Genomic DNA, 25,971 nt, shown 5'->3' with positions numbered 1-25,971 from the left:
CCGATTCAGGAGACCCAACAGGAGACCTAGGAGTCCCGAGGATGCCCGCTCCCCGCACCGTCCTGCTCACCGGCGCCGCCGGCGGCCTCGGCACCCTGATGCGGGAGTTGCTGCCCGACCACGGCTACGAGCTGCGCCTGCTCGACCTGCGCCCGATCGAGGGCGAACCGGACGCGATCGTCGCCGACCTCGCCGACCGGGCGGCCGTGCGCGAGGCGGTCCGCGGCGTCGACGCGATCATCCACCTCGCGGGCATCTCTCTGGAAGCGTCCTTCGAGAAGATCCTGAAGGCCAACATCGAGGGGACCTACAACCTCTACGAGGCCGCCCGCGAGGAAGGCGTCCGACGCATCGTCTTCGCCTCCTCCAACCACGCCGTCGGCTACACCCCGCGCCCCCAGGGGGACGACCCCCTCATCCCGGTCGACGCCCCGCGCCGCCCGGACACCTTCTACGGCCTGTCCAAGTGCTTCGGCGAGGACCTCGCCCAGCTCTACTGGGACAAGCACGGCATGGAGACCGTGTCCGTCCGCATCGGCTCCTGCTTCCCCGAGCCGACCAGCGTGCGCATGCTCTCGGTGTGGATGAGCCCCGCCGACGGCGCCCGTCTCCTCCACGCCGCCCTGACCGCCGAGGACGTCGGGCACACCGTCGTCCACGGCTCGTCCGCCAACACCCGCCTGTGGTGGGATCTCACCTCCGCGCGGGCGCTCGGTTACGCGCCGCAGGACGACTCCGAGCCGTACGCCGACAAGCTCCTCGCCGAGCAGGGCGACCTCGACCCGGACAACCCGGCGCACGCCCGCCTGGGCGGCCACTTCGTGACCGACCCCCCGATCTGGCCGTACTGACCGGAACCGGTCGATCAAGTCGATCACGGAGGCGGGCGGGCACCGAACGGGCCCGCCCGTCTCCGCATGCGGGCATCCGCACTGCCCGTTCCCACCCTTCACACCGCTGCCTTCCTGGTCCGCGACGGACACCCGGCGACCTGAACGGGCACAAGCGGGCAGCATCGGGTCCGCGACAGGCCTGGTCAGCGCCGCACGGCCGCTGTAGAACTTCCCCCAAGGACCGAACGGGCCCGAACGGGCAAGGCACGGCGTGCAAGGCGGTGAGGCAGGTGTTCGACATGGGCACAAGGACGGCGGAGGAGCGCCGGCACGAGATCGTGCGGATCGCCCGCGCCACCGGCTCGGTCGCCGTCACCGCGCTCGCGGCCGGACTCGGCGTCGCCAAGGAGACCGTACGACGGGACCTGCGCGCCCTGGAGGACCACGGCCTGGTCCGCCGCACCCACGGGGGCGCCTACCCCGTGGAGAGCGCCGGGTTCGAGACCACGCTCGCCTTCCGCGCCACCAGCCACGTACCCGAGAAACGCCGGGTCGCCGCCGCGGCCGCCGACCTGCTCGGCGACGCCGAGACGGTCTTCGTCGACGAGGGCTTCACCCCGCAGCTCATCGCCGAGGCCCTGCCCCGGGACCGACCGCTGACCGTGGTCACCGCCTCCCTCCCGGTCGCCGGCGCGCTCGCCGAGGCCGGCGACACCTCCGTCCTGCTGCTCGGCGGCCGGGTCCGCCCGGGCACGCTGGCCACCGTCGACCACTGGACGACGAAGATGCTGGCCGGCTTCGTCATCGACCTGGCGTACATCGGCGCCAACGGCATCTCCCGCGAGCACGGTCTCACCACCCCCGACCCGGCGGTCAGCGAGGTCAAGACCCAGGCGATCCGCGCCGCCCGCCGCACCGTCTTCGCCGGCACGCACACCAAGTTCGGGGCGGTCACCTTCTGCCGGTTCGCGGAGGTCGGCGCCCTGGAGGCGATCGTCACCAGCACGCTGCTGCCCACGGCCGAGGCCCACCGCTACTCGCTGCTCGGCCCTCAGGTCATCCGCGTCTGAAGAACCCCCGTACACGTCCGGACCGCCGTCCGCGTCCGAAGAACCGTCAACCGCGCCCGACAGACCGACCCACGTCCCCAAAGGGCACCCTCACACCCTCCACTGCCCCATACCTCCCCATATGTTCAGGAGCGATCCATGCGAACCCAGAGCCGACGGAGGCCGCGAGCCACACTCGCCATGGCCGCCGCAGGGACGCTGCTCGCCCCGCTGCTCACCGGCTGCTGGGTCGGAGCGGGCGGGGCCGGATCCGGCGGCGACTCCATCAACGTCCTGATGGTCAACAACCCGCAGATGGTCCAGCTGCAGAAGCTCACCGCGGACCACTTCACCGAAGAGACCGGCATCAAGGTGAACTTCACCGTCCTGCCGGAGAACGACGTCCGCGACAAGATCAGCCAGGACTTCGCCAACCAGGCCGGCCAGTACGACGTCGCCACCCTCTCCAACTACGAGATACCGATCTACGCCCGCAACGAGTGGCTCCAGCCGATGGACACCTACGTCGCCGAGGACCCGGCGTACGACGAGAAGGACATCCTGGGGCCGATGCGCGAGTCCCTCACCGGCGACGACGGCAAGCTCTACGGCCAGCCCTTCTACGGCGAGTCGTCCTTCCTGATGTACCGCAAGGACGTGTTCGAGAAGGAGGGCCTGACGATGCCCGAGCACCCCACCTGGGCCCAGGTGGGCGAGCTCGCCGCCGAACTCGACGGGGCCGAGCCGGACATGAAGGGCATCTGCCTGCGCGGGCTGCCCGGCTGGGGCGAGCTGATGGCACCCCTGACGACGGTCGTGAACACCTTCGGCGGCACCTGGTTCGACACCGACTGGCAGGCGCGCCTCGACTCCCCCGAGTGGGAGAAGGCGACGAAGTTCTACGTCGGCCTCGTCCGCGAGCACGGGCAGTCCGGCGCCGCCCAGTCCGGCTTCGCCGAGTGCCTGAACAACATCACGCAGGGCAACGTCGCCATGTGGTACGACGCCACCTCCGCGGCCGGCTCACTGGAGTCGGCGAACTCCCCCGTCAAGGGCAGGATGGGCTACGCGCCCGCCCCCGTGGAGAAGACCGAGTCCGCCGGCTGGCTCTACACCTGGGCCTGGGGCATCCAGAAGGCCTCCCGCAACGCCGACAAGGCCTGGGAGTTCGTCTCCTGGGCGTCCAGCAAGGAGTACGAGCAGCTCGTCGGCGACCAGGTCGGCTGGTCCGACGTCCCGGCCGGCAAGCGCGCCTCGACGTACGAGAACCCGGACTACGTCGAGGAGGCCGCCGCCTTCCAGGAGATGACCCGGGAGGCCATCGAGGGCGCCAAGCCGAACGATCCCGGCGTGCAGCCGCGCCCCGCGCCCGGCATCCAGTTCGTCGGCATCCCCGAGTTCACCGACCTCGGCACCCAGGTCTCCCAGGAGATCAGCGCGGCCATCGCCGGACGCCAGTCCGTCGAGGAGGCCCTGGAGAAGTCCCAGCAGCTCGCCGAGAAGATCTCCGAGGAGTACGAGGGACGATGACCGCCACGACAACGGCCCCCTCGGCCGCACCCGACCACTCCCGCCCCACCGTCCGTCCGCCGTCCTCACGACTGCGGGCCTGGGCCACCCGGGCGCCCCTCCTCCCCGCCCTGATCTTCATGATCGTGGTCACCCAGCTGCCCTTCGTGGCGACCCTGGTGATCTCCTTCTTCGACTGGAACGCCCTCTACCCGGACGCCCGCGCCTTCACCGGCTTCGCCAACTACGGCGACGTCCTCAGCGATCCGGACATGCGCCGGTCGGTGTGGACGACGATCCTGCTGACGGTGGCCGTGGTCCTGGTCAGCCTGGTCCTCGGCCTGGCACTCGCCCTGCTGCTCGACCGCAGGTTCAAGGGCCGGGGCCTGGTCCGCACCCTGTTGATCGCCCCGTTCCTCGTCGTGCCGGTGGCGGCGGCGCTGCTCTGGAAGCACGTCCTGTACAACCCGGAGTACGGCCTGCTCAACGGCCTGCTGCACTACGTCGGCGGGCCGCAGCCGGACTGGATCTCGAACACCCCGCTGCTCGCCATCGAGGCCTCACTGGTGTGGCAGTGGACGCCCTTCATGATGCTCATCCTGCTGGCCGGCCTGCAGAGCAGGGACCAGCAGCAGATGGAGGCGGCCCGGGTGGACGGCGCGAGCGACTGGCAGATCTTCGTCCACCTCACCCTGCCCCACCTGCGCCGCTACCTGGAACTCGGCGCCCTGCTCGGCTCCATCTACATCGTCCAGAACTTCGACGCGGTCTTCACGATCACGTCCGGCGGCCTGGGCACGGCCAACCTGCCCTACACCGTCTACCAGACCTTCTACCAGGCCCACGAGAACGGCCTCGCCTCGGCCGCGGGCGTCCTGGTCGTCATCGGCTCGATCATCATCGCCACCTTCGCGCTGCGCGTGGTGTCGTCCCTGTTCCGCGAGGAGGTCGGCCGCGCATGAGCGCCACCGCCGTACGACCCGCCACCACCGGCACCACCGGTGCCGAGCCCGCGCGCGCCCGCCGCAAGGCGGGAGCCGGCCTGGGACTGGTGGCCTGGCTGGCCGGAATCGTCTTCTTCCTGCCCATCGCCTGGATGGCGCTCACCTCCTTCCACTCGGAGGAGGACGCGGCCACCAACCCGCCGTCCTTCGCGGCGTCGCTGACGCTGGACGGCTACCGCGAGTTCTTCGGCGCGGGCGGCGGCGCGAGCCCCTGGCCGTCGCTGATCAACTCGGCGGTGGCGTCGATCGCGTCGACCCTGTTCGTCCTGGTCCTGGCCCTGCCCGCCGCCTACGCGCTGTCCATCCGGCCGGTGAGGAAGTGGACGGACGTCCTGTTCTTCTTCCTCTCCACCAAGATGCTGCCGGTGGTGGCCGGCCTGCTGCCGATCTACCTGTTCGCCAAGAACACCGACATGCTGGACAACATCTGGCTGCTGGTCATCCTCTACACCTCCATGAACCTGCCGATCGCGGTCTGGATGATGCAGTCCTTCCTGGCCGAGGTCCCGGTCGCGATCATCGAGGCGGCCCGCGTGGACGGCGCGAGGCTGCCGACGATCCTGGCCCGGGTCGTCGCCCCGATCGCCCTGCCCGGCATCGCCGCGACCTCCCTCATCTGCTTCATCTTCAGCTGGAACGAACTGCTCTTCGCCCGGGTGCTGACGGGCGTGGTCGCCGAGACCGCCCCCGTCTTCCTGACCGGCTTCATCACCAGCCAGGGCCTCTTCCTGGCCAAGGTGTGCGCCGCGTCGCTCGTCATCTCCCTGCCGGTGCTCGCCGCGGGGTTCGCCGCCCAGGACAAACTGGTCCAGGGCCTGTCGCTTGGAGCCGTGAAATGAAGGCCGCCGTCATCGAGTCCGTGGGCCGCGCCGTCGTCACCGAGGTACCGGACCCGACGCCAGGACCGCGCGAGGTCGTCGTGGAGGTCGCCGCCTGCGGCCTGTGCGGCACCGACCTGCACATCCTTCAGGGCGAGTTCGCGCCCAAGCTCCCGATCGTGCCGGGCCACGAGTTCGCCGGCGAGGTGGTCGGCGTCGGCGACCGGGTCACCGAGGTGTCCGTCGGCGACCGGGTCGCGGTCGACCCGTCCCTGTACTGCTACGAGTGCCGCTACTGCCGCACCGGCCACAACAACCTCTGCGAACGCTGGGCGGCCATCGGCGTGACGACGGCCGGCGGCGCCGCGAAGTACGCGGTGGCACCCGTGGCGAACTGCGTGAAGCTCCCCGAGCACGTCCGCACCCAGGACGCGGCGCTGATCGAACCCCTGTCCTGCGCCGTCCGCGGCTACGACGTCCTCCGGTCCCGCCTCGGCTCCCACGTCCTGATCTACGGCTCCGGCACGATGGGCCTGATGATGCTGGAGCTGGCCAAGCGGACCGGCGCGGCCAGCGTGGACATGGTCGACCTCAACCCGGCCCGCCTGGAGACCGCCCGCGGCCTCGGCGTCTCCGCCTCCGCCGCGACCCCCGACGAACTGGACCGCCCCCAGGGCTGGGACCTCGTCATCGACGCGACGGGCAACGCGGCGGCCATCCAGGACGGCCTGGACCGGGTCGCCAAGGCCGGCACGTTCCTCCAGTTCGGCGTGGCCGACTACGCGACCCGCGTGCAGATCGACCCGTACCGCATCTACAACCAGGAGATCACCATCACCGGCTCGATGGCGGTCCTGCACAGCTACGAACGCGCGGCCGAACTCTTCGCGAACGGCGTCCTGGACCCGGACGTCTTCATCAGCGACCGCATCCCGCTGGACCGCTACCCCGAGGCGCTGGAGCAGTTCGCGGCGGGCGTGGGCCGGAAGATCGTGGTCGTGCCCTAGCTAGGAGCTGCCGGGCAGGGGATGGGGCGGCGGGACGGCCGCCCCACCCACCACTGACCCGATTGGCCCCCGAGTAAGGGAACGGTAAAACGGCCTCGCTCGTTCAACCGGCATGACAGCTATGACCCCCGGCTCGAACATCCCCCTCTCCGCCGCCCGCGTGACGGTGGACGTCGCCGCGCCCGTGCGGCTCGACGTATCGGGCCTGCTGCTCACCGCCGACGGCAAGGTGCGCTCCGACGACGACTTCATCTTCTACAACCAGCCCACCGGCCAGGGCGTGACCTACCGATCCGGCGGCGGTTCGGCCCCGGACGCGATCGTGGTCGACACCTCCACCGTCCCGCCGGGCATCGAGAAGATCGTCGTCACCGCCAGCCCGGACGCCGCCGGGCAGACCTTCCAGGGCATCGAACCGACAGCCACCATCCGCAACGCGGACGACAACTCCGTCCTCGCCTCCTTCACGCCCCCGCAACTCGGCGCCGAGACCGCACTGGTGATCGTGGAGGTCTACCTGCGCAACGGCGTCTGGAAGGCCCGCGCCGTCGGCCAGGGCTACTCCAACGGCCTGGCCGGCATCGCGACCGACTTCGGCGTCTCGGTGGAGGAGCCCGCCGCCCCGGCCGCCCAGCCGGCCGCCCCGCCGGCCGCCCCGCCGGCTCCGCAGCGGTCCCAGGCGGCCACCCAGCCGCCCCCGCCCGCCGCCGCGCCGACGATGCCCTCCGCTCCCCCCGCGGCGTCGGCCGCACCGGCCGCCCCGGTCCCGGGCGCCGGCAAGATCAACCTCGACAAGGGCCGGGTCAACCTCCAGAAGAACCAGACCGTCTCCCTGGTCAAGGGCGGCCGGCCGATGCTCTCCCAGGTCAAGATGGGCCTCGGCTGGGAGCCGGCGTACCGCGGCAAGGACATCGACCTGGACGCGTCGGTCATCGCCTACGGCCCGCAGCGCAACCACATCGACAGCTGCTACTTCGGCAAGCTCCAGATCGTGGGCGGCGCGATCAAGCACTCCGGTGACAACCTCACCGGCGAGGGCGGCGGCGACGACGAGGTGATCGCCGTCGACCTGGGCCGACTCCCGCAGGAGGTCAGCGGCCTGGTCTTCACGGTCAACTCGTTCACCGGCCAGAAGTTCACGGAGGTCGCCAAGGCGTACTGCCGCCTCCTGGACGCCGCGACCGGTGAGGAACTGGTCCGCTTCGACCTCACCAGCGCCGAGCCGCAGACCGGCGTGATGATGGCGAAACTGATCCGCCAGTACTCCGGCGAGTGGGAGATGACCGCCATCGGCGACTTCGTCAAGTCCCGCACGGTCAAGGGCATGGTGAAGCCGGCGGCCAAGGCCCTGTAGGCGGCCGGGCGTGAGGGCGTTCCCCGTGCCGGGAGCGCCCTCACCCTCACGCCCGCAGTCCGTGCCACACCAGCGACAGATACCGCCGGACCGACGTTCCCGGCTCCCCCCTCGTCGACTCGGCCGCCGTCACCACCCCGTGCACCAGCCGCAGCACCTCGATCGGCTCGACGTCCCGCCGCAGCGTCCCCGCGTCCTGCGCGGCCCGGACCAGCCGGGTCACCGCGCCCCGCACGCAGTCGCCGCACGACGCCCGGTCCGCCGCCGGGCCACCGTCCGTGACGGCCGTGTCCAGCAGCGCCCTGAGCCCCCGCACCCGGAGCATTCCGGCGGCGAGCTCGTCGAGCCACGCGACCAGGGCCTCGCCAGGCGCCAGCTCCCCCGCGATGACGTCCGCACGCGCCGCGATCGACTCGATCCGCTCCAGGTAGGCGGCCTCCAGCAGCGCCCGCCGTGTCGGGAAATGCCGGTACAGCGTGCCGACGCCGACCCCCGCACGCTTGGCGATGTCCTCCAGCGAGGCGCTCTCACCGTGCTCGGCGAAGGCCTGTCCCGCCACCACGAGCAACCGCTCACGATTACGCCGGGCATCCGCACGCATGCGCCTGACCTGCGCCATCCCGTCACTCCCTGCCCACCAGGCAACCTTGCGCGCACCCTACCGCGCGGGCTGCGAGACCCGGCCCGCACTCCCTGCGCGGGGGTGCGGGCCGGGCCGTCGGCTCAGGGCGCCCAGGGCCGGTCGGCGTCCCGGGCGGGACTCACGGTCAGTGACGCTTCTGCCGCTTCCAGGGCCCGGTGATCGCGAGCATGATGCCGGGGTCCTGGATGTTGGCGTAGAGGGTCTTCCCGTCGGGCGAGAAGGTGACGCCGGTGAACTCGCTGTACTCGGGGTCGCCCTCGCTGCCGACGTTCAGTTCGTTGCGGGCGATGGGGTAGGTACGTCCGCTGTCGGTGGCGCCGAACAGGTGCTGGACGCCGTCGCCGTCCTCGGCGATGACCAGGCCGCCGTACGGGGAGACGGTGATGTTGTCGGGGCCGTCGAAGGCGCCGTCGGCGTTCGGGTCGGGGTTGACGCCGAGGAGGACCTTCAGGGTGAGGGTGCGCCGCTTGGGGTCGTAGAACCAGACCTGGCCGTCGTGCGGCCGGCCGGGGCTCTCGTCACGGGCGAAGGAGGAGACGATGTACGCGCCGCCGTCGGCCCACCACATGCCCTCCAGCTTGCGGGCGCGAGTGACCTGTCCGTCGGTGAACTGCTTGCGTACGGAGGTGGTCCGCGCGTCGCGGTCGGGGACGTCGATCCAGTCGACGCCGTAGACGGTGCCGGTCCTCGTCGCGCGGGAGAGGTCGTCGACGAACTTGCCGCCGGAGTCGAAGCACTTGGCGGCCTGGAGGGTCCCGGCGTCGTCGGCGAGGGTGCGCAGCCGACCGCGTCCGTGCCGGAAGCCCTCCGGCGGGGCCCAGCGGTAGAGGAGGCCGTTGGGGCCGGAGGCGTCCTCGGTGAGGTAGGCGTGGCCGCGCCTGGGGTCGATGACGACGGCCTCGTGGGCGTAGCGGCCCAGTGCCTTGATCGGCTTGGGGTCGCGGTTGGCGCGCCGGTCCGCGGGGTCGACCTCGAAGACGTAGCCGTGGTCCTTGGTCATCCCCTCCTCGCCGGCCTTGTCCTCGGTCTCCTCGCAGGTCAGCCAGGTGCCCCACGAGGTGCTGCCGCCCGCGCAGTTGGTGGCGGTGCCGGCGATGCCGACCCACTCGGCGACGTGCCCGCCGCGGCGTACCTCGACGACGGTGCAGCCGCCGGCGGCGGCCGGGTCGTAGACGAGGCCCTCGGTGAGCGGGACGGGGTGGGGCCAGTCGTCGCGGTGGCCGCCGAGTTCGTGGTTGTTGACCAGGAGGGTGGTGCCGCGCGGGCCGTCGAAGGTGGCGGTGCCGTCGTGGTTGGACGGGGTGTACTCGCCCGACTCCAGCCTGGTCCGGCCGCAGTAGGTGATGATCTCGTACCGGAAGCCGGCGGGCAGAGCGAGGATGCCGTCCGGGTCGGGGAGCAGAGGTCCGTAACCGACCCCGCCGTGGTCGTGGCCGTGCCCGTGTCCATGGCCACGGCCGTGCTCCTCTCCCGCGCTCTCGGTGTCCGTGGACGCGAGGGCGTGGGGAGCGGTGGCGAGGGCGCCGACACTGCCCGCCAGTACGACTCCGGCACCGGTGAGCGCAGATCGACTGGCGAAGTCCCTGCGGGTGAGCGACATGGTGTCTCCTGTGACGGTGGGCGTGCCGTGGAAGGTGGCGGACCTCGGTCCGGCGCCACGGTTGCGCCCGTGCCTGAACGGCGGTTGAACTGGGCGCGACCTCTCGCTGCCCGCTTGAGTGAATCCGCGCACCGCGCCGGGGCCGGGCCGCGCGCCCGCTCCCGGCCGACGGACCGGGGCCGGGCCGCGCCCACCCCGGCCGACGAACCGGGGCCGGGCCACGCCCACCCCGGCCGACGAACCGGCGTCAGCCGCTCTGCTGCGACCGCGCCTTGAAGGCCGCCTTGCGCGCCTCCTTGGCGATCTTCTTGTCGGGGTGCAGCCGCCCCATCGCCTCCAGGACGTCCGGCGTCGCCGGGTGGTCGACCCGCCACACGGTGTCGAAGAACCCGCTGTGCTGCCGGGCCAGGCCCTCCACCAGGGCGCGCAGTTCCTCGGAGTTGCCCTCGGCCGCGAGCTGTGCGGCCACCGTGTCGATGGTCAGCCAGAAGACCATCTCCTGCGGCGGGGCCGGCACGTCCCGGGCGCCGTGCTCGGTCAGCCAGACCCGGGCCAGGCCGCCCAGCTCGCCGTCGTCGAGGACCTCCCGCAGCGCGGGCTCCGCCTCGGTGCCGACCAGGGACAGCGCCTGCTGGCAGCGCAGCCGGCGCAGGGGCGCGCCGGTGTCCGAGCCGCGCGCCGCCGCCAGCAGCTCACGGGCCGCGGCGAGGGGGCTCCGGCCGGCCAGCCACAGCTCGGTCTCGGCGTGGGCCGCGGCCGGCGGGAAGGGGGCGGTGCCGTCGAGCAGGACGTCGGCGCCCTTGTCGGCGAGGTCGCCGACGGCGGGGGCCTCGAAACCGGCCTCCAGCAGCCGGGCGCGCAGGCCGTACAGGCCGAGCGGGGTGAGCCGCACCATGCCGTAGCGGGCGACGTCGGCCTCGTCGACGGGCGCGGCGGGCTCCTCGTCCGCGTCGGCCATCAGGGCCTCGTCGACCGGCTGGTACTCGACGAGGCCGATGGGCTCCAGCAGCCGGAACTGGTCGTCCAGCCGCATCATCGCGTCGGACACCTGTTCCAGCACGTCGTTGGTGGGCTCGCCCATGTCGCTGGGCACGATCACGGACGCGGCGAGCGCGGGCAGCGGCACCGAGGCGTCACCGGGGTGGTCCTCGCCGACGGTGAGCAGGTAGAGGTTGCCGAGCACGCCGTCGAGGAACTCCGCCTCGGCCTCCGGGTCCCAGTCGAGGGACGACAGGTCGACCTCGCCGCCCTCGGCCATGGCGTCGACCAGGTCGTCGAGGTCGGGCACGCTCGCGTCGGCGAGCACCGCCTCCAGGGCGGTGAGCCACAGTCCGAGCACGTCCTGCGGGGAGCCGCCGGTGAGCGTGGCGAGGTCCTCGCCCGTCTCGACGGTGCCCGCCTCCTCGTCGGTGATCTCGACGAGCCCGATGTCCACGGCGATCCGCCACGCCTCGCTCGCGTACGCCGCGGCGTCGTCCCCGCTCAGCCCGAGCTCCTCGGCCGCCGCCGGCAACTGCTCCTCGACGAGCCCGCCCCCGGCGTCGACGCGGGTGTCCGGGCCGGCCCAGCGGGCCAGCCGGGCGGCCCGGGAGAGCACCGGCGCCGACAGCGCGTCGCGGGCCAGTTCCGCTTCGGGGCGCAGTCGTGCGGGCGGCAGGGTGGAGCTGTCTGACATCGGCTGTTCTCTCCTCGCGCGCCGTGACCGCCGTACGGCCATTTGGACGCCGTACGGCTCAGCAGCTCAGCCTAGACGGGTTTCCACCCATGCCGCCCGGTTCATCTCCCCGACGGGTGGAGTACATGGCCGAAACCTTGACAACTGATGTGACCAGGCAGGAGATTGACGCGCGTAGAAAGCGGGGGGGGGACAGGTGTTCACCCAGGCCCGACGGCGGCCCGCGGCCCCTCGCGTTCCGCCCTCGTCCCGTCGCGCCCACCCCCGCGCCACCTGCTTCACCCTCGTCCCGGCGCTCTGTCACGTCCCCGGAGGGATCACGTTGGCCAGCAAGTCCTCCGCGCGCCTCGCCGCGCTCACCGTCGCCGCCGTCTGCTCGGCGGCGTCCACGGTCGTCCTCACCTCGCCCGCGCACGCCGACCCGGCGCGCGCCGGCTCCGTGTACGCCGGTGCCGTGCGCGTCCACGACATCCAGGGCAGCACCCGGCTGTCACCGTACGCCGGCAAGCAGGTCACGGACGTGGCCGGAATCGTCACCGGCGTCCGCGGCTACGGCGCCAAGGGCTTCTGGATACAGGACCCGCGGCCGGACGCCGACCCGGCCACCAGCGAGGGCGTCTTCGTCTTCACCAGCTCCGCCCCGAAGGTCGCCGTCGGTGACGCGGTCACCGTCTCCGGCACGGTCTCGGAGTACGTCCCGGGCGGCACGTCCTCCGGCAACCAGTCGCTGACCGAGATCACCCGCCCGACGGTCACCGTCGTCTCCGGCGGCAACGCGCTCCCGGCCGCCACGGCCGTCTCCGCCCGCTCCGTGCCCCGCGCGTACGCCCCCGAGGGCGACGAGGCGGCGAACGGCTCCGTCAACGGCCTGACACTCCGGCCGGACAAGTACGCCCTGGACCACTACGAGTCCCTGGAGGGCATGAACGTACGCGTCGCCGACGCCCGCGTGGTCGGCGCCTCCGACCGGTACACGCAGCTGTGGGTCACGGTGAAGCCCTGGGAGAACGCCAACCGCAGCGGCGGCACGGTGTACGGCTCCTACGACTCCCAGAACACCGGCCGGCTGCAGATCCAGTCCCTGGGCAAGCCGGCCGACTTCCCCGACGCCAACGTGGGCGACACCCTCGCCGGGACCACCGCGGGCCCGCTGGACTACAACCAGTACGGCGGCTACACGCTGGTCGCGAGCGAGCTCGGCACCCTGGAGAGCGGGGGCCTGGAGCGCGAGTCGACCCGCCGGCAGGGCAGCCGCGAGCTGGCGGTGGCGACGTACAACGTCGAGAACCTCGACCCGTCCGACGACACCTTCGCCGCGCACGCCGAAACGATCGTGCACAACCTCAGGGCGCCCGACATCGTGTCCCTGGAGGAGATCCAGGACAACAACGGCGCCACGGACGACGGCACGGTGGCCGCCGACGCGACGGTCGGCAGGCTGATCGACGCGATCGAAGCGGCCGGCGGCCCCCGCTACGACTGGCGCGGCATCGACCCGGCCGACGGCGAGGACGGCGGCCAGCCCGGCGGCAACATCCGCCAGGCGTTCCTCTTCAACCCGGAGCGGGTCTCCTTCACCGACCGCGGGGCCGGCGACGCGACCACCGCGACCGGGGTGACGAAGGTGCGCGGCAGGGCCGCCCTCACCCACTCCCCCGGCCGCGTGGACCCGGCGAACCCCGCGTGGGAGGACAGCCGCAAGCCGCTGGCCGGCGAGTTCGTCTTCCGCGGCCGCACCGTCCTCGTCATCGCCAACCACTTCAACTCCAAGGGCGGCGACCAGAGCCTGACGGCCCGGTACCAGCCGCCGTCGCGCGGCTCGGAGACGCAGCGCCATCTCCAGGCGAAGTCCGTGAACACCTTCGTCAAGGACGTCCTGGCCACCCAGAAGAACGCGGACGTCGTCACCCTCGGCGACATCAACGACTTCGAGTTCTCGAGGACCACCCGCATCCTGGAGGACGACGGCGCCCTGTGGTCGGCGGTCAGGTCGCTGCCGCGGAGCGAGCGTTACTCGTACGTCTACCAGGGCAACAGCCAGGTCCTCGACCAGATCCTGGTCAGCCCGTCGATCCGGTGGGGCGGGCGCCTGTCGTACGACAGCGTGCACGTCAACGCCGAGTTCCACGACCAGATCAGCGACCACGACCCGCAGGTGCTGCGGTTCCGTCCGTAACCGGCCGTCCGCGGGAGCGGGTTCAGCGGGGGACGAGGCCGAGGACGTGGTCGTAGCGGTTGACCCCGCCGCCGGTCATGCCCGGCCAGTTCTGCACCCGCTCCCACAGGGCCGATCCCGAACCGATGCCGTCGCCCGGTGCGGCCAGGACGTCGATGTGGGCCTGCGCGCTCTCCCACTCCGCGTAGTTGAGGACGCGGGTGCCGTCGGTGCTGAGGTGGAAGTGGGCGGAGATACCGCCGGGGTGCGGCTCCGGCTCACTCTCCAGTGCCTCGAGGACGGCGTCGACCCAGGCGCGCTGCCGCTCGGGGTCGGGCCCCTCGAACTCGACGTCGACGACCACGACGCACCCCGGGACGGGCGCCGTCCCGCCGGTCTCGCGAGTGCGGCTGCGGTAGCGCCGGTACCTGTCGAGCCGCACCCGCTCGATGCCCGGCACGGCGGTGTCGATCTCGTCGACGCGCTCCTGCCGGTGCGCCTTCACGAAGGACTCGTACGCCGGCTCGCTCGCCCACTGGGAGTGGTGCAGCAGTGTGCTGCCGTCGTGGCCGGTGTAGACGTGGTAGCCCAGCAGGTCGTCGGCCGGCCAGGGACGGCGCTCCCAGGTACGGGCGATGGCGTCGACGGTCTGCCGCTGCCGCTCGGGGGTGCCCACTCGCCAGGTGCTGAAGAAGGGGGCCTGGACGTCGGGGCGGACGAGTTCGGGGTGCGCGTCGGTACGGCGGGTGCGGCGGGTCATGCCGGCCTCCAGTGATCGGTGGTCGTCAGGTGCACGCACCACTCTCCGACCTCGACCAAGGTTGAGGTCAAGTGCCCGCCGGAAGGTGTTCCGGTACCGCTACGGCGTGCGTGACGAGGGGCCCCGCTCGGGGCCCCTCGTCACGCACGCCGCGTCCTCCGCTTCAGCAGTACCCGTGAGGGTGGCGGCGGCGCAGCACACCCGCCGCGACCACGGCGCCCGCCGCCGCTCCGGCGATCAGCACCGCGCGCGGGTGCCCGAGCGCCCCCCGGACCGCCCCGCGTGCCCGTCCCGGCACGCCCCGCTCCGTGGCGGGCCCGGCCTCGCCTCCCGCCCCGTCGTGCCTGGCGTGGCCGGCCCTGCTCGCCTTGTCCTGCACGGTGCGACCGGCCCTGCCCGCCTTGTCCTGCACGGCGTGACCGGCCCTGCCCGCCTTGTCCTGCACGGTGTGACCGGCCCCGCCCGCCTTGTCCTGCACGGTGCGACCGGCCCTGCCCGCCTTGTCCTGCACGGTGTGACCGGCCTGTGCGGCGGAACTGCGCAACTGGACGGTCATGGCGCCGGCCTTGTCCCGGAGATCGGCGGCGCGGGCCTTGGCACGGCCCTTGACGTCCGCCTTCCCGGCCAGCTCCTCCACGGTGTCGCCGAGCTGGCCGCGGGTCTGTTCGATCTGCTGCCGCAGCTCGTCGGGCCCCTTGGCCCCGCCGGCCGGCTGTGCGGTGGAGCCGGTCCCGGCCCTCGTGCCGTCCCCGCTCGTCACGTCGGTCATCGATGCGCCCTTTCCCTGATCTGGTCCACGTCGGCCCTGACACTGCCGAGGGTCTCCTCGGGTTTCGGGGGCACGGCGCGACGGAGCTGGGCGCGGCCCATCATGGCCAGTACACCCGCGATCACGAAGAGCGCCGCCGTCACGATGAGCGCCGCGGCCCAGACGGGCAGCACCAGTGAAAGCGCGGCGGTGGCCGTGCCGGCCAGGGCGAACAGACCGACGTAAGCGATGGCGCCCGCGGCGCCGAGCATCCCGCCGCCGCGCCCGGCACGCCTGCCCTTCTCCGCCAGCTCCATCTTGGCGAGGGTCACTTCCTGGCGCACGAGCCGGGAGAGCTGTTCGGTGGCCTGACCGACCAGTTCACCCACGGAGTGCTGCTCGTCGTGCACCGGCCTGGTGTGCATGGTCCCGGTCACGTTCCGCCTCCTCTCGGTTCGGAGCGCTCCGGGTACCCCCGGCGGACCGGCGCTATCCCTGCCCTCGTCCGACGCTCACCCGCCCCCCGATCCGTAAGCATCTCTTACTGATACTTCGTAGAAGAATTAAGTGGAGCTACGCGACCGGTCTGCCGACACTACTCCCATGACGACAGACGGCCATCGCCCCTCCCCTCCGCCCTTCGGCCGCGCACTGTGCGCCATGGTCACGCCGTTCACCGAGGCCGGTGCGCTCGACCTCGACGGGGCCCAGCAGCTCGCCGGCCGGCTGGTGGCGGGAGGCTGCGACGGCCTGGTGCTGTCCGGCACCACGGGCGAGTCGCCGACCACCACGGACGCCGAGAAGGCGGCGCTGGTCACGGCGGTGCGGGAGGCGGTCGGGGAGCGGGTCTCACTCGTCGCCGGGGTGGGCACCGCCGACACCCGGCACACGGTGGAACTGGCACTGGCCGCGGAGAAGGCCGGCGCGGACGGGCTGCTGGTGGTCGCGCCGTACTACAGCAGGCCCCCGCAGGACGCCCTGGAGGCCCACTTCCTGGAGGTCGCGGACGCCTGCGGGCTGCCACTGACCCTCTACGACATCCCGGGCCGCACCGGCACCCGCATCGAGCCGGACACGTTGGTCCGTCTCGCCGAGCACCCGCGGATCATCGCCGTCAAGGACTGCGCCAACGACCTCCTCGGCACCCAGAAGGTGCTGTCCCGCACCGGCCTGGCGTACTACGCGGGCTGCGACGAGCAGGTCCTCGCCCTGTACGCGATCGGCGCGGCGGGGTACGTCAGTACCGTCGCCAACGCCGTACCGGACCTGTTCCGGGCCGTCCTCGACGCCTTCGACGCGGGTGACACCCGGCGGGCCGCCCTGCTCCAGCGCAGGGCGCTCCCGCTCATCGAGCCGATGATGGCGGCGGGCCTGCCCGGCACGGTCACCGCGAAGGCGCTCCTGGGCGCGCTCGGCCTGCCCGCCGGGCCGGTCCGCGCACCGCTGCGGGGCGCGGACCGGGCGACGACCGAGGCGTTGCTGGGGGCGTACGAGCGGCTGGTCGCCGACGCGGGTCAGTCCCAGGCGTAGCCGTCGCCGAACAGCAGGGTGTGCTCCAGTACGTCCTCCGCCGGGTCGTCGATCTGCCCCACGTGGAGGTTGAGGAGACCGACCCGGGGACCGTTGTGCGACTCGGTGGTGGTCTCGTCGGCGTGCGCGGTCCCCGCCGGGGCCCAGCACACCAGCGCCGCGGCGCCCGCCCCGGCCAGCCAACGCGCCACGGTCCTCGCCCGCTCGTTCGTCATACCAGGCTCCTCGTTTCGTCGGATCGGCGTCTGATCGGACTCTGCGTCCACCCGTTCATCCGCCAAGACCACCGGCAGGTCACGGGGCGTCATCCGTACGTGCGGGGGGCGCGCGAGGCATGCACCTCTATTGCGTTGGCGCGGCACGCCCCCTGCGCATACGGTCACGGCGATGAGCAGAAGACGCTACGTGGCCAGGGGCGTGCCCGGCGGCTACCGGATCTGGGACAACCGGGGGCGCCGCTGGTGGGGCGACCTCTACGAGCTGTGCCCCGACGACCTCCTGACCGAGCTCAACGGCCCGGCCGACCTGGCGCGGATCACGGCCCTGCTGAAGCGGTACCGGGCCCTGAAACGGTGAGCGCCCTCCGCGGGCGGCCGGTGTGCGCGGTGGCCGGGGCGAAGAGGGCGCTCAGCGGGCGGGGGTGGTCAGTTGTGGCTGTGCAGGACCTCGTTCAGGCCGCCCCACACCGCGTTGTTCGGGCGGGCCTCGACCGTGCCCGTGACCGAGTTGCGGCGGAAGAGGATGTTGGAGGCGCCGGAGAGTTCGCGGGCCTTGACGATCTGGCCGTCGGGCATCGTCACGCGGGTGCCGGCGGTGACGTAGAGGCCGGCCTCTACCACGCACTCGTCGCCGAGCGCGATGCCCACGCCCGCCTCGGCGCCGACCAGGCAGCGCTCGCCGATGGTGATGCGCACGTTGCCGCCGCCGGAGAGGGTGCCCATGGTGGAGGCGCCGCCGCCGATGTCGGAGCCGTCGCCGACGACGACGCCCGCGGAGACGCGGCCCTCGACCATCGAGGTGCCGAGCGTGCCGGCGTTGAAGTTGACGAAGCCCTCGTGCATGACGGTGGTGCCCTCGGCCAGGTGCGCGCCCAGCCGGACGCGGTCGGCGTCGGCGAGGCGGACGCCCTTGGGGGCGACGTAGTCCGTCATGCGCGGGAACTTGTCGATCGAGGTCACCTGGAGGTGCAGGCCCTCGGCGCGGGCGTTGAGGCGGACCTTCTCGACGTCGTCGACGGCGACCGGGCCGAGCGAGGTCCAGGCGACGTTGGCGAGGTGGGCGAAGATGCCGTCGAGGTTCTGGCCGTGCGGCTTGACCAGGCGGTGGGAGAGCAGGTGCAGGCGCAGGTAGACGTCGTACGTGTCGACCGGCTTCTCGTCCAGCGAGGCGATGACCGTGCGGACCGCGACCACCTCGACGCCGCGCCGGGCGTCCGGACCGACCGCCGCGGTCGCGCCGCCGCCGAGGAGTTCGGCGGCCTGTTCGGCGGTGAGGCGCTCGGTGCCGGAGGGGCCAGGACCCTCGGCACCCGCAGCGGAGAGTTCGGGGGCCGGGAACCAGGTGTCGAGGACGGTGCCGTCGGCGGCGATCGTGGCAAGCCCGGCGGCCACGGCGCCGGTGGTGCGGGGAGCAGTCGTGTCGGTCATGAGGGCAACCTAACCGGCCGTCGCCCGCGGAAGCGAGCCGGCCCCGCGGCCGTCTCGCGTGCCGGGCGGTACGGGGGACGCGCCGCCGCCCGGCGCGGTCACGGACTTGGGGGGACCACCCTCGCCAGCGCCTTTCGCGCGTACTCCTCGTCGTACGGCGTGTCCGTCAGCAGGACCTGGAGGCAGATCCCGTCCATCAGCGCCACCAGCGCCCGCACCGTCATCGGGTCCGTGCGGTCGGCGAGGACGGCGCCGACGCCCTCGGCCCATTCCGCGGCGACCGGGCGCAGGGCGGGGCGGCGCAGGGCGGCCAGGTACAGCTCGTACTCCAACTCGACGCCGGTGCGGTCGCCGCCCAGCCACTCGCCGAGGACACGGGCGAGTTCGGCGGGCAGGTCGGTACGGGGGTCCGAGAGGGCGGGGTGGGCGGCGAGCACCTTCGCGAAGCCCTCGTTGGCCTGGCGCAGGGCGGCGACCAGGAGTTCGTCGAGGGACGCGAAGTGGTACGTCGTCGAGCCGAGGGGCACGTCCGCCTCGGCGGCGACGGTGCGGTGACTGAGGCCGGCGATCCCCTTCTGCCCGACGACCCGGATCGCCGCGTCGATGATGCGCCGGCGTCGTTCCGGGTCGTGGCGCCGGGCCATCAGTGCGCGCCGCCCAGGTTCAGCACGACCACGCCGATGATGATCAGCGCGATACCGGCGGCCTTGGTCACGGTCATCCCCTCCCCCATGAACGCCACCCCGATCGCGGCGATGGCGGCGGTGCCCACGCCGGCCCAGATGGCGTACGCGGTACCGACGGCGAGGGTCTTGAGGGTCTGGGCGAGCAGCGTGAAGGAGAGCACGTAGGCGGCGGCCGTCAGCAGCGAGGGCACCAGCCTGCTGAAGCCCTCGCTGTACTTCATGGCGGTGGTCCCGGCGACCTCGGCGGCGATGGCTCCGACCAGGAGCAGATATCCCATGTGTACGAGCGTACATAACGCAGGCGGGCGCGCACACGGAAACGGCGACGCCCGGTGGGCGTCGCCGTTTCATGAAGCGGTGCGGGTGCGTCTCAGACGCGTCTCAGACGTTGAACCCGAGCGCGCGCAGCTGCTCGCGGCCGTCGTCCGTGATCTTGTCCGGGCCCCACGGCGGCATCCAGACCCAGTTGATGCGCAGCTCGTTGACGATGCCGTCCGTGGCGGACTTGGCCTGGTCCTCGATCACGTCCGTCAGTGGACAGGCCGCCGACGTCAGGGTCATGTCGATGGTCGCGATGTTCGCGTCGTCGACGTGGACGCCGTAGATCAGTCCCAGGTTGACGACGTCGATGCCCAGCTCGGGGTCCACGACGTCCAGCAGGGCCTCGCGCACCTCCTCCTCCGAGGCGGGCTTCATTTCCACGGTCTCGCTCATGCCGTCGTCTCCTTCTCGGCGTCGGCGCCGTCCAGTGCCTGGGCCGTCGCGTCCTTCCAGGCCATCCAGCTCAGCAGGGCGCACTTGACCCGGGCCGGGTACTTCGAGACCCCGGCGAACGCGACCGCGTCCTCCAGGACCTCCTCCATCGCGTCGTCCGGCTCGATCCTGCCCTTGGACTGCATCAGCTCCAGGAAGGTCTCCTGGATCCGCCGCGCCTGGGCGAGGTCCTTGCCGACCAGCAGGTCGTTCAGCACGGAGGCGCTGGCCTGGCTGATCGAGCAGCCCTGGCCGTCGTAACTGACGTCGCTGATCGTCGTGCCGTCGTACTTCACGCGCATCGTGATCTCGTCGCCGCACGTCGGGTTGACGTGGTGCACCTCGGCGTCGCCGTCCCTCAGACCACGCCCGTGCGGGTTCTTGTAGTGGTCCAGGATGACTTCCTGGTACATGGAGTCCAGCTTCATGCTTTTCGCTCGTCCCGTCAGCCGAAGAAGTTCCGTACGTGCTCCAGGCCGTCGACCAGTGTGTCGATCTCGGCCGGCGTGGAGTACAGATAGAACGACGCTCGCGTGGTCGCAGGAATTCCGTAGCGGAGGCAGACGGGGCGGGCGCAGTGGTGGCCGACCCGGACCGCGATGCCCTGCTCGTCGAGGACCTGGCCCACGTCGTGCGGGTGGATGTCGCCGAGCGCGAAGCTGATCGCCGCGCCACGGTCCTCGGCCGTCGCCGGACCGATGATGCGCAGGTCCGGGACGTCCAGCAGCCGCTTCACCGCGTACTCGGTCAGCGCCTGCTCATGGGCGTGGATCTTGTCCATGCCGATCGAGTTGAGGTAGTCGATCGCCGCGCCCAGGCCCACCGCCTGCGCGATCGGGGGCGTACCCGCCTCGAACTTGTGGGGAGCCGGGGCGTACGTGGAGGAGTGCATCGAGACCGTCTCGATCATCTCGCCGCCGCCGAGGAAGGGCGGGAGGTCCTCCAGCAGTTCCTGGCGGCCCCACAGGACGCCGATGCCCGTCGGGCCGCACATCTTGTGGCCGGTGAAGGCCACGAAGTCGGCCTGGAGGGCCTGTACGTCCATCGGCATGTGCGGCGCGGCCTGGGAGGCGTCGATGCACACGAGTGCGCCGACCTCCTGGGCGCGGCGCACTATCGCCTCGACCGGGTTCTGGGTGCCCAGGATGTTGGAGACCAGCACGAAGGAGACGATCTTCGTCTTCTCCGTGATGACCTCGTCGATGTTGGACAGGTCCAGGCGGCCGTCGTCGGTGAGGCCGAACCAGCGGAGCTTCGCGCCGGTGCGCTGCGCCAGCAGCTGCCACGGCACGATGTTGGAGTGGTGCTCCATCTCCGTGATGACGATCTCGGTCTCGTGGTCCACGCGGTAGGGCTCGTCGGCCCAGCCCAGCATGTTGGCCACGAGGTTGAGCGACTCCGAGGCGTTCTTGGTGAAGATCACCTCGTCGCGGGAGGGCGCGTTGATGAACTCCGCGACCTTGTCCCGCGCGCCCTCGTACAGCTCCGTGGCCTCCTCGGCGAGGACGTGCACGCCACGGTGGACGTTGGCGTTGTGCTGCTCGTAGTACTCGGTGAGCACGTCGATGACCTGGCGGGGGGTCTGCGAGGTCGCGGCGTTGTCGAGGTAGACGAGCTTCTGTCCGTCATGGACCTCGCGGTCCAGGATGGGGAAGTCCTTGCGGATCGCCTCACCCAGAAGACTGGGCGCGGTGAGGAGGCCCGGCAGCTGTGTCACTCGGATGCGCCGCCCTTCGTGTATGCCTCGTAGCCCTCGGCCTCCAGCTTGTCGGCCAGCTCGGCGCCGCCCGACTCGGCGATGCGGCCGTTCGCGAAGACGTGGACGTGGTCGGGCTTGATGTAGCGCAGGATGCGCGTGTAGTGGGTGATCAGCAGGGTGCCGACCTCGCCCGACTCGTGCACGCGGTTGACGCCCTCGGAGACGACACGCAGGGCGTCGACGTCGAGGCCGGAGTCGGTCTCGTCGAGGATCGCGATCTTCGGCTTGAGCAGCTCCAGCTGGAGGATCTCGTGGCGCTTCTTCTCACCGCCGGAGAAGCCCTCGTTGACGTTGCGCTCGGCGAAGGCGGGGTCCATGTTGAGGCGCTGCATGGCCTCCTTGACCTCCTTCACCCAGGTGCGCAGCTTGGGGGCCTCGCCGCGGACGGCGGTGGCGGAGGTGCGCAGGAAGTTGGAGACCGAGACGCCGGGGACCTCGACCGGGTACTGCATGGCGAGGAAGAGGCCGGCGCGGGCGCGCTCGTCGACGGACATCTCCAGGACGTCCTCGCCGTCGAGGGTGACGGTGCCGCCGGTGATCGTGTACTTGGGGTGACCCGCGAGGGAGTAGGCGAGGGTCGACTTGCCGGAGCCGTTCGGGCCCATGATGGCGTGCGTCTCGCCCTGCTTCACGGTGAGGTCGACGCCCTTGAGGATCTCCTTCGTGGCGTTGTCGGCCTCGACGGTGACGTGCAGGTCTCGGATTTCAAGCGTTGCCATGGGTGCCTCAGGACTCCTGGGTGAGGGAGACGAGTACGTCGTCCCCTTCGATCTTTACGGGATATACGGGGACGGGGCGTGTCGCCGGAAGACTGTCGGGCTTGCCCGAGCGGAGGTCGAAGCGCGAGCCGTGCAGCCAGCACTCGATGTGGCAGTCGTCGACCTCGCCCTCGGCGAGGGAGACGTTCGCGTGCGAGCAGATGTCGTGGATCGCGAACAGCTCGCCCTCGGTGCGCACGACGGAGATCGGCGTGCCGTCGAGTTCCACCCGCTTGGGGGTGTCCTCCTCCAGCTCGCCTGCTCCACAGACGCGTACGAAGGTCATGCGACCGACGCCTCCAGCTCCTCGTCGATCTTGGCGAGCAGACGCTCCTCGATGTCCGGGACACCGATCTGCTGGACGAGTTCGGCGAAGAAGCCGCGGACCACCAGACGGCGGGCGTCGATCTCGGGGATACCGCGCGCCATCAGGTAGAAGAGCTGCTCGTCGTCGAAGCGGCCGGTGGCCGAGGCGTGACCGGCACCGACGATCTCGCCGGTCTCGATCTCGAGGTTCGGCACCGAGTCGACCCGCGCGCCGTCCGTGAGGACGAGGTTGCGGTTCATCTCGTAGGTGTCGGTGCCCTCGGCCGCGGCCTCGATGAGCACGTCGCCGATCCAGACGGCGTGCGCGTCCTCGCCCTGCAGCGCGCCCTTGTAGACGACGTTGGACTTGCAGTGCGGGACGTTGTGGTCGACCAGGAGGCGGTGCTCCTGGTGCTGGCCGGCGTCGGTGAAGTACAGGCCGAACAGCTCGGCCTCGCCGCCGGGGCCGGCGTAGGCGACACGCGGGTGCAGCCGGACCAGGTCGCCGCCGAAGGTGACCACGAACGACTTGAAGGTGGCGTCCCGGCCGATCAGAGCGTTGTGCTGGCCGACGTGCACCGCCTTGTCGTCCCAGTCCTGGACGGAGACGACGGTCAGCTTCGCGCCGTCGCCCAGCACGTAGTCGACGTTCGCGGCGAGCACCGCGTCACCGGTGTGGTCGATGACGACCACGGCCTCGGCGAAGGCGCCCAGCTCGACGACCTGGTGGGCGTAGGCGGTGCCGCCCTCGCCGTGGACGGCGATGCGGATCGGCTCGGTGAGGACCGTCTCCTTGGAGACGGTGATCACGCCGGCCTTCTCGAACGACGAGTAGGCCTGGGCGGCGACCCGGTCCACGGGGGTGCCCGCCCTACCGATGCGCGCGTCACCGCGGTCGACGGTCTCGACGACGACGCCCTCGGGCGCGTCGATGTCGACCTTCACACCGTCGCCGGTGGCGGCCGCGGTGCCGTCGTGCAGCCCGCGCAGCCGCTCCAGCGGGGTGAACCGCCACTCCTCCTCTCGGCCGTGGGGGACCGCGAAGTCCGCCACGTCGAAGGACGCGGGTGCGCTCATGCGCGTGGCGACGGTCGACTCGGCGGCCACCGCGATCTGACCGGCGGTGGTGGAGCCCACCGGGATGTTCTGAGCCTCAGCCATGGCTGTCGGTCTGCTCTCTTCCTGCGTCAAGAAATCTGGGACTGCTGCGAAGGGGCGGGCGTCAGCCGACCGCGCCTTCCATCTGCAGCTCGATCAGCCGGTTGAGCTCGAGGGCGTACTCCATGGGCAGCTCCTTCGCGATGGGCTCGACGAAGCCGCGCACGATCATCGCCATCGCCTCGAACTCGCTCAGACCGCGGCTCATCAGGTAGAAGAGCTGGTCCTCGGAGACCTTGGAGACGGTCGCCTCGTGACCCATGGACACGTCGTCCTCGCGGACGTCCACGTAGGGGTACGTGTCGGAGCGGGAGATGGTGTCGACGAGCAGCGCGTCGCACAGCACGTTCGACTTGGAGCCGGGGGCGCCCTCACCGATCTCGACGAGACCGCGGTAGGACGTACGGCCACCGCCGCGCGCCACGGACTTCGAGACGATGTTGGAGGACGTGTTCGGCGCCATGTGGACCATCTTGGAGCCGGCGTCCTGGTGCTGGCCCTCGCCCGCGAAGGCGATGGACAGGGTCTCGCCCTTGGCGTGCTCGCCCATCAGGTAGACGGCCGGGTACTTCATCGTCACCTTGGAGCCGATGTTGCCGTCGATCCACTCCATGGTCGCGCCCTCGTACGCCACGGCGCGCTTGGTGACCAGGTTGTAGACGTTGTTCGACCAGTTCTGGATGGTCGTGTAGCGGCAGCGGGCGTTCTTCTTGACGATGATCTCGACCACGGCGGAGTGCAGCGAGTCCGACTTGTAGATCGGAGCCGTGCAGCCCTCGACGTAGTGCACGTAGGCGCCCTCGTCGACGATGATCAGGGTCCGCTCGAACTGGCCCATGTTCTCCGTGTTGATACGGAAGTAGGCCTGGAGCGGGATCTCGACGTGCACGCCCTTCGGCACGTAGATGAAGGAGCCGCCGGACCACACCGCGCTGTTCAGCGAGGCGAACTTGTTGTCGCCGACGGGGATGACGGTCCCGAAGTACTCCTTGAAGAGCTCCGGGTGCTCCTTCAGGGCCGTGTCGGTGTCCAGGAAGATGACGCCCTGCTCCTCCAGGTCCTCACGGATCTGGTGGTAGACGACCTCGGACTCGTACTGGGCCGCGACACCGGCGACGAGGCGCTGCTTCTCCGCCTCGGGGATGCCGAGCTTGTCGTACGTGTTCTTGATGTCCTCGGGCAGGTCCTCCCAGGACTCCGCCTGCTTCTCCGTGGAGCGCACGAAGTACTTGATGTTGTCGAAGTCGATGCCCGACAGGTCCGAGCCCCAGTTCGGCATGGGCTTCTTCTCGAAGAGGCGCAGGCCCTTGAGGCGGAGCTTGGTCATCCACTCCGGCTCGTTCTTCTTCGAGGAGATGTCGCGGACGACGTCCTCGTTGATGCCGCGCTTGGCAGAGGCGCCGGCCGTGTCGGAGTCGGCCCAGCCGTATTCGTACTTGCCCAGGCCCTCGAGCTCGGGGTGAGCAGTCTCCGTGGGGAGCGTCATGCGGGGTTCCTCCCGGCCGTGCTTGCAGATGCGTTAGCGGTGTTCTTGGGCGCCCGCGCCGTGGGCGGCGCGTGCGAAGTCTTCGGAATGAACGTGGTGCAGACCCCGTCGCCGTGCGCGATGGTCGCGAGCCGCTGTACATGAGTACCGAGCAGCTCGGCGAAAAATTCCGTCTCCGCCTCGCACAGCTGCGGAAACTGCTCCGCGACGTGGGCGACCGGGCAGTGGTGCTGGCACAGCTGCTCACCCTGCTGGGGGTGGGGTGCGCTCCGCGCGGTAGCAGCGTACCCGTCCGCGCTGAGGGCCTTGGCCAGGGCTTCCGTGCGCTTCTCGGCCGGGACGGACTCGACCGCCTTGCGGTACGCGCCCGCCTGGGCGGCGATCCGGGCACGGGCGAAGGCGGCGATCGCCTGCTCCCCGCCCTCCTGGCGGCCGATCCAGCGCAGGGCGTCCGCGGCCAGCTTGTCGTACGACTGGTCGAAGGCGTCCCGGCCGCAGTCGGTGAGCGCGAAGACCTTCGCGGGCCGTCCCCGCGTGCGCGTGCCGTAGACCCGCTGCTCGCGGGCTTCGACCACGTCGTCGGCGACCAGCGCGTCGAGGTGGCGCCGGACGGCGGCCTGAGTGAGGCCCAGACGCCCGGCGAGCTCGGCGACGGTCGACGGCCCATGGTCCAGGACGGAACGCGCGACACGGTTGCGGGTGGACCGCTCACCGGTCGCGAGTTCCTCCTGTGG

General features: G+C 71.2%; 28 protein-coding genes. 10 read left to right on the top strand and 18 right to left on the bottom strand.

What is annotated here, in order from left to right; translation table 11 throughout:
* The first annotated feature begins 41 nt into the window (after positions 1–41).
* From ABEA26_RS08480 to ABEA26_RS08450, 7 genes are all read left to right on the top strand, one after another.
* A complete protein-coding gene (locus ABEA26_RS08480; RefSeq protein WP_345590666.1) occupies positions 42–851 on the top strand; it encodes an NAD-dependent epimerase/dehydratase family protein in 810 nt (269 codons plus the stop codon).
* A gap of 281 nt (positions 852–1,132) precedes the next feature.
* Positions 1,133–1,903, top strand: coding sequence for a DeoR/GlpR family DNA-binding transcription regulator (locus ABEA26_RS08475; RefSeq protein WP_345590664.1), 771 nt, complete (start codon positions 1,133–1,135; stop codon positions 1,901–1,903).
* Between the two features lie 138 nt (positions 1,904–2,041).
* Positions 2,042–3,412, top strand: a complete 1,371-nt coding sequence (locus ABEA26_RS08470; RefSeq protein ID WP_345590662.1) for an ABC transporter substrate-binding protein — start codon at positions 2,042–2,044, stop codon at positions 3,410–3,412.
* Entirely contained in the window at positions 3,409–4,353 is a 945-nt protein-coding gene (locus ABEA26_RS08465; RefSeq protein WP_345590660.1) for a carbohydrate ABC transporter permease, read from the top strand. Before ABEA26_RS08470 ends, ABEA26_RS08465 begins: the two co-directional genes overlap by 4 nt.
* Entirely contained in the window at positions 4,350–5,234 is an 885-nt protein-coding gene (locus ABEA26_RS08460; RefSeq protein WP_345590658.1) for a carbohydrate ABC transporter permease, read from the top strand. The genes ABEA26_RS08465 and ABEA26_RS08460 overlap by 4 nt, the downstream gene beginning before the upstream one ends.
* Positions 5,231–6,220: a zinc-dependent alcohol dehydrogenase family protein gene (locus ABEA26_RS08455; protein ID WP_345590656.1), complete on the top strand. Its 990-nt coding sequence runs from the start codon at positions 5,231–5,233 to the stop codon at positions 6,218–6,220. The genes ABEA26_RS08460 and ABEA26_RS08455 overlap by 4 nt, the downstream gene beginning before the upstream one ends.
* 121 nt (positions 6,221–6,341) lie before the next feature.
* Positions 6,342–7,574 carry a TerD family protein gene (locus ABEA26_RS08450; protein ID WP_345590719.1) on the top strand — a complete coding sequence of 411 codons (1,233 nt, stop codon included), beginning with the start codon at positions 6,342–6,344 and terminating at the stop codon, positions 7,572–7,574.
* Between the two features lie 46 nt (positions 7,575–7,620).
* Here ABEA26_RS08450 and ABEA26_RS08445 read toward each other — a convergent pair whose 3' ends face one another.
* The 3 genes from ABEA26_RS08445 to ABEA26_RS08435 form a co-directional block, all read right to left on the bottom strand.
* A complete protein-coding gene (locus tag ABEA26_RS08445; protein WP_345590654.1) occupies positions 7,621–8,193 on the bottom strand; it encodes a TetR/AcrR family transcriptional regulator in 573 nt (190 codons plus the stop codon).
* Between the two features lie 148 nt (positions 8,194–8,341).
* The gene (locus ABEA26_RS08440) at positions 8,342–9,817 is read right to left on the bottom strand and encodes an alkaline phosphatase PhoX (RefSeq protein WP_345590652.1); all 1,476 of its coding nucleotides are present in this window, start codon (positions 9,815–9,817) and stop codon (positions 8,342–8,344) included.
* A gap of 247 nt (positions 9,818–10,064) precedes the next feature.
* Complete coding sequence (locus ABEA26_RS08435; RefSeq protein ID WP_345590651.1) at positions 10,065–11,492, bottom strand: hypothetical protein; 1,428 nt, start codon at positions 11,490–11,492, stop codon at positions 10,065–10,067.
* A 322-nt stretch (positions 11,493–11,814) separates the two neighbouring features.
* Between ABEA26_RS08435 and ABEA26_RS08430 the strand changes: the two genes are divergently transcribed.
* The gene (locus ABEA26_RS08430) at positions 11,815–13,668 is read left to right on the top strand and encodes an endonuclease/exonuclease/phosphatase family protein (protein ID WP_345590649.1); all 1,854 of its coding nucleotides are present in this window, start codon (positions 11,815–11,817) and stop codon (positions 13,666–13,668) included.
* A 22-nt stretch (positions 13,669–13,690) separates the two neighbouring features.
* Here the strand turns inward: ABEA26_RS08430 and ABEA26_RS08425 are convergent, their stop codons facing one another.
* The 3 genes from ABEA26_RS08425 to ABEA26_RS08415 form a co-directional block, all read right to left on the bottom strand.
* Positions 13,691–14,407, bottom strand: a complete 717-nt coding sequence (locus ABEA26_RS08425; RefSeq protein WP_345590648.1) for an antibiotic biosynthesis monooxygenase — start codon at positions 14,405–14,407, stop codon at positions 13,691–13,693.
* Between the two features lie 163 nt (positions 14,408–14,570).
* Entirely contained in the window at positions 14,571–15,176 is a 606-nt protein-coding gene (locus ABEA26_RS08420; RefSeq protein ID WP_345590646.1) for a DUF3618 domain-containing protein, read from the bottom strand.
* Positions 15,173–15,592, bottom strand: coding sequence for a phage holin family protein (locus ABEA26_RS08415; protein WP_345590644.1), 420 nt, complete (start codon positions 15,590–15,592; stop codon positions 15,173–15,175). Before ABEA26_RS08415 ends, ABEA26_RS08420 begins: the two co-directional genes overlap by 4 nt.
* Before the next feature lie 166 nt (positions 15,593–15,758).
* Between ABEA26_RS08415 and dapA the strand changes: the two genes are divergently transcribed.
* Entirely contained in the window at positions 15,759–16,685 is a 927-nt protein-coding gene (gene dapA, locus ABEA26_RS08410) for a 4-hydroxy-tetrahydrodipicolinate synthase (RefSeq protein WP_345590642.1), read from the top strand.
* On the opposite strand, the gene ABEA26_RS08405 is transcribed toward dapA, so the two are convergent.
* Positions 16,670–16,900 (bottom strand): hypothetical protein, encoded by a 231-nt coding sequence (locus tag ABEA26_RS08405; RefSeq protein WP_345590640.1) that lies wholly within the window; start codon positions 16,898–16,900, stop codon positions 16,670–16,672. The two genes, dapA and ABEA26_RS08405, sit on opposite strands and share 16 nt — an antisense overlap.
* A gap of 172 nt (positions 16,901–17,072) precedes the next feature.
* On the opposite strand from ABEA26_RS08405, the gene ABEA26_RS08400 reads away from it, so the two are divergent.
* On the top strand, positions 17,073–17,261 hold the full coding sequence (locus ABEA26_RS08400; protein ID WP_345590638.1) for a hypothetical protein: 189 nt from the start codon (positions 17,073–17,075) through the stop codon (positions 17,259–17,261).
* A gap of 68 nt (positions 17,262–17,329) precedes the next feature.
* On the opposite strand, the gene dapD is transcribed toward ABEA26_RS08400, so the two are convergent.
* The 11 genes from dapD to ABEA26_RS08345 all read right to left on the bottom strand — a co-directional run.
* Entirely contained in the window at positions 17,330–18,331 is a 1,002-nt protein-coding gene (dapD, locus tag ABEA26_RS08395; protein WP_345590636.1) for a 2,3,4,5-tetrahydropyridine-2,6-dicarboxylate N-succinyltransferase, read from the bottom strand.
* A 98-nt stretch (positions 18,332–18,429) separates the two neighbouring features.
* The gene (locus ABEA26_RS08390; protein WP_345590634.1) at positions 18,430–18,975 is read right to left on the bottom strand and encodes a TetR/AcrR family transcriptional regulator; all 546 of its coding nucleotides are present in this window, start codon (positions 18,973–18,975) and stop codon (positions 18,430–18,432) included.
* Positions 18,975–19,295: a DMT family transporter gene (locus tag ABEA26_RS08385; protein WP_345590632.1), complete on the bottom strand. Its 321-nt coding sequence runs from the start codon at positions 19,293–19,295 to the stop codon at positions 18,975–18,977. The genes ABEA26_RS08390 and ABEA26_RS08385 overlap by 1 nt, the downstream gene beginning before the upstream one ends.
* A gap of 103 nt (positions 19,296–19,398) precedes the next feature.
* Complete coding sequence (locus ABEA26_RS08380) at positions 19,399–19,731, bottom strand: metal-sulfur cluster assembly factor (RefSeq protein WP_345590630.1); 333 nt, start codon at positions 19,729–19,731, stop codon at positions 19,399–19,401.
* Positions 19,728–20,198: a Fe-S cluster assembly sulfur transfer protein SufU gene (gene sufU, locus ABEA26_RS08375; RefSeq protein WP_345590628.1), complete on the bottom strand. Its 471-nt coding sequence runs from the start codon at positions 20,196–20,198 to the stop codon at positions 19,728–19,730. The genes ABEA26_RS08380 and sufU overlap by 4 nt, the downstream gene beginning before the upstream one ends.
* A 17-nt stretch (positions 20,199–20,215) precedes the next feature.
* On the bottom strand, positions 20,216–21,487 hold the full coding sequence (locus ABEA26_RS08370; RefSeq protein WP_345590626.1) for a cysteine desulfurase: 1,272 nt from the start codon (positions 21,485–21,487) through the stop codon (positions 20,216–20,218).
* Entirely contained in the window at positions 21,484–22,248 is a 765-nt protein-coding gene (gene sufC, locus ABEA26_RS08365) for a Fe-S cluster assembly ATPase SufC (protein WP_279565805.1), read from the bottom strand. Before sufC ends, ABEA26_RS08370 begins: the two co-directional genes overlap by 4 nt.
* Positions 22,249–22,255: 7 nt before the next feature.
* Positions 22,256–22,573 (bottom strand): non-heme iron oxygenase ferredoxin subunit, encoded by a 318-nt coding sequence (locus tag ABEA26_RS08360; RefSeq protein ID WP_279565804.1) that lies wholly within the window; start codon positions 22,571–22,573, stop codon positions 22,256–22,258.
* Positions 22,570–23,754: a Fe-S cluster assembly protein SufD gene (sufD, locus tag ABEA26_RS08355; RefSeq protein WP_345590621.1), complete on the bottom strand. Its 1,185-nt coding sequence runs from the start codon at positions 23,752–23,754 to the stop codon at positions 22,570–22,572. The genes ABEA26_RS08360 and sufD overlap by 4 nt, the downstream gene beginning before the upstream one ends.
* A 61-nt stretch (positions 23,755–23,815) precedes the next feature.
* The gene (sufB, locus tag ABEA26_RS08350; RefSeq protein WP_345590620.1) at positions 23,816–25,237 is read right to left on the bottom strand and encodes a Fe-S cluster assembly protein SufB; all 1,422 of its coding nucleotides are present in this window, start codon (positions 25,235–25,237) and stop codon (positions 23,816–23,818) included.
* Positions 25,234–25,971: helix-turn-helix transcriptional regulator (locus tag ABEA26_RS08345; RefSeq protein WP_345590617.1), on the bottom strand; the 738-nt coding region annotated here is incomplete at its 5' end. The genes ABEA26_RS08345 and sufB, both read right to left, overlap by 4 nt.

This window comes from Streptomyces marokkonensis (assembly GCF_039539045.1).
Taxonomy (GTDB): Bacteria; Actinomycetota; Actinomycetes; order Streptomycetales; family Streptomycetaceae; genus Streptomyces; species Streptomyces marokkonensis.
The sequence above is the reverse complement of the archived record's forward strand: the minus strand, read 5'-3'. Positions and strand labels throughout refer to the sequence as shown.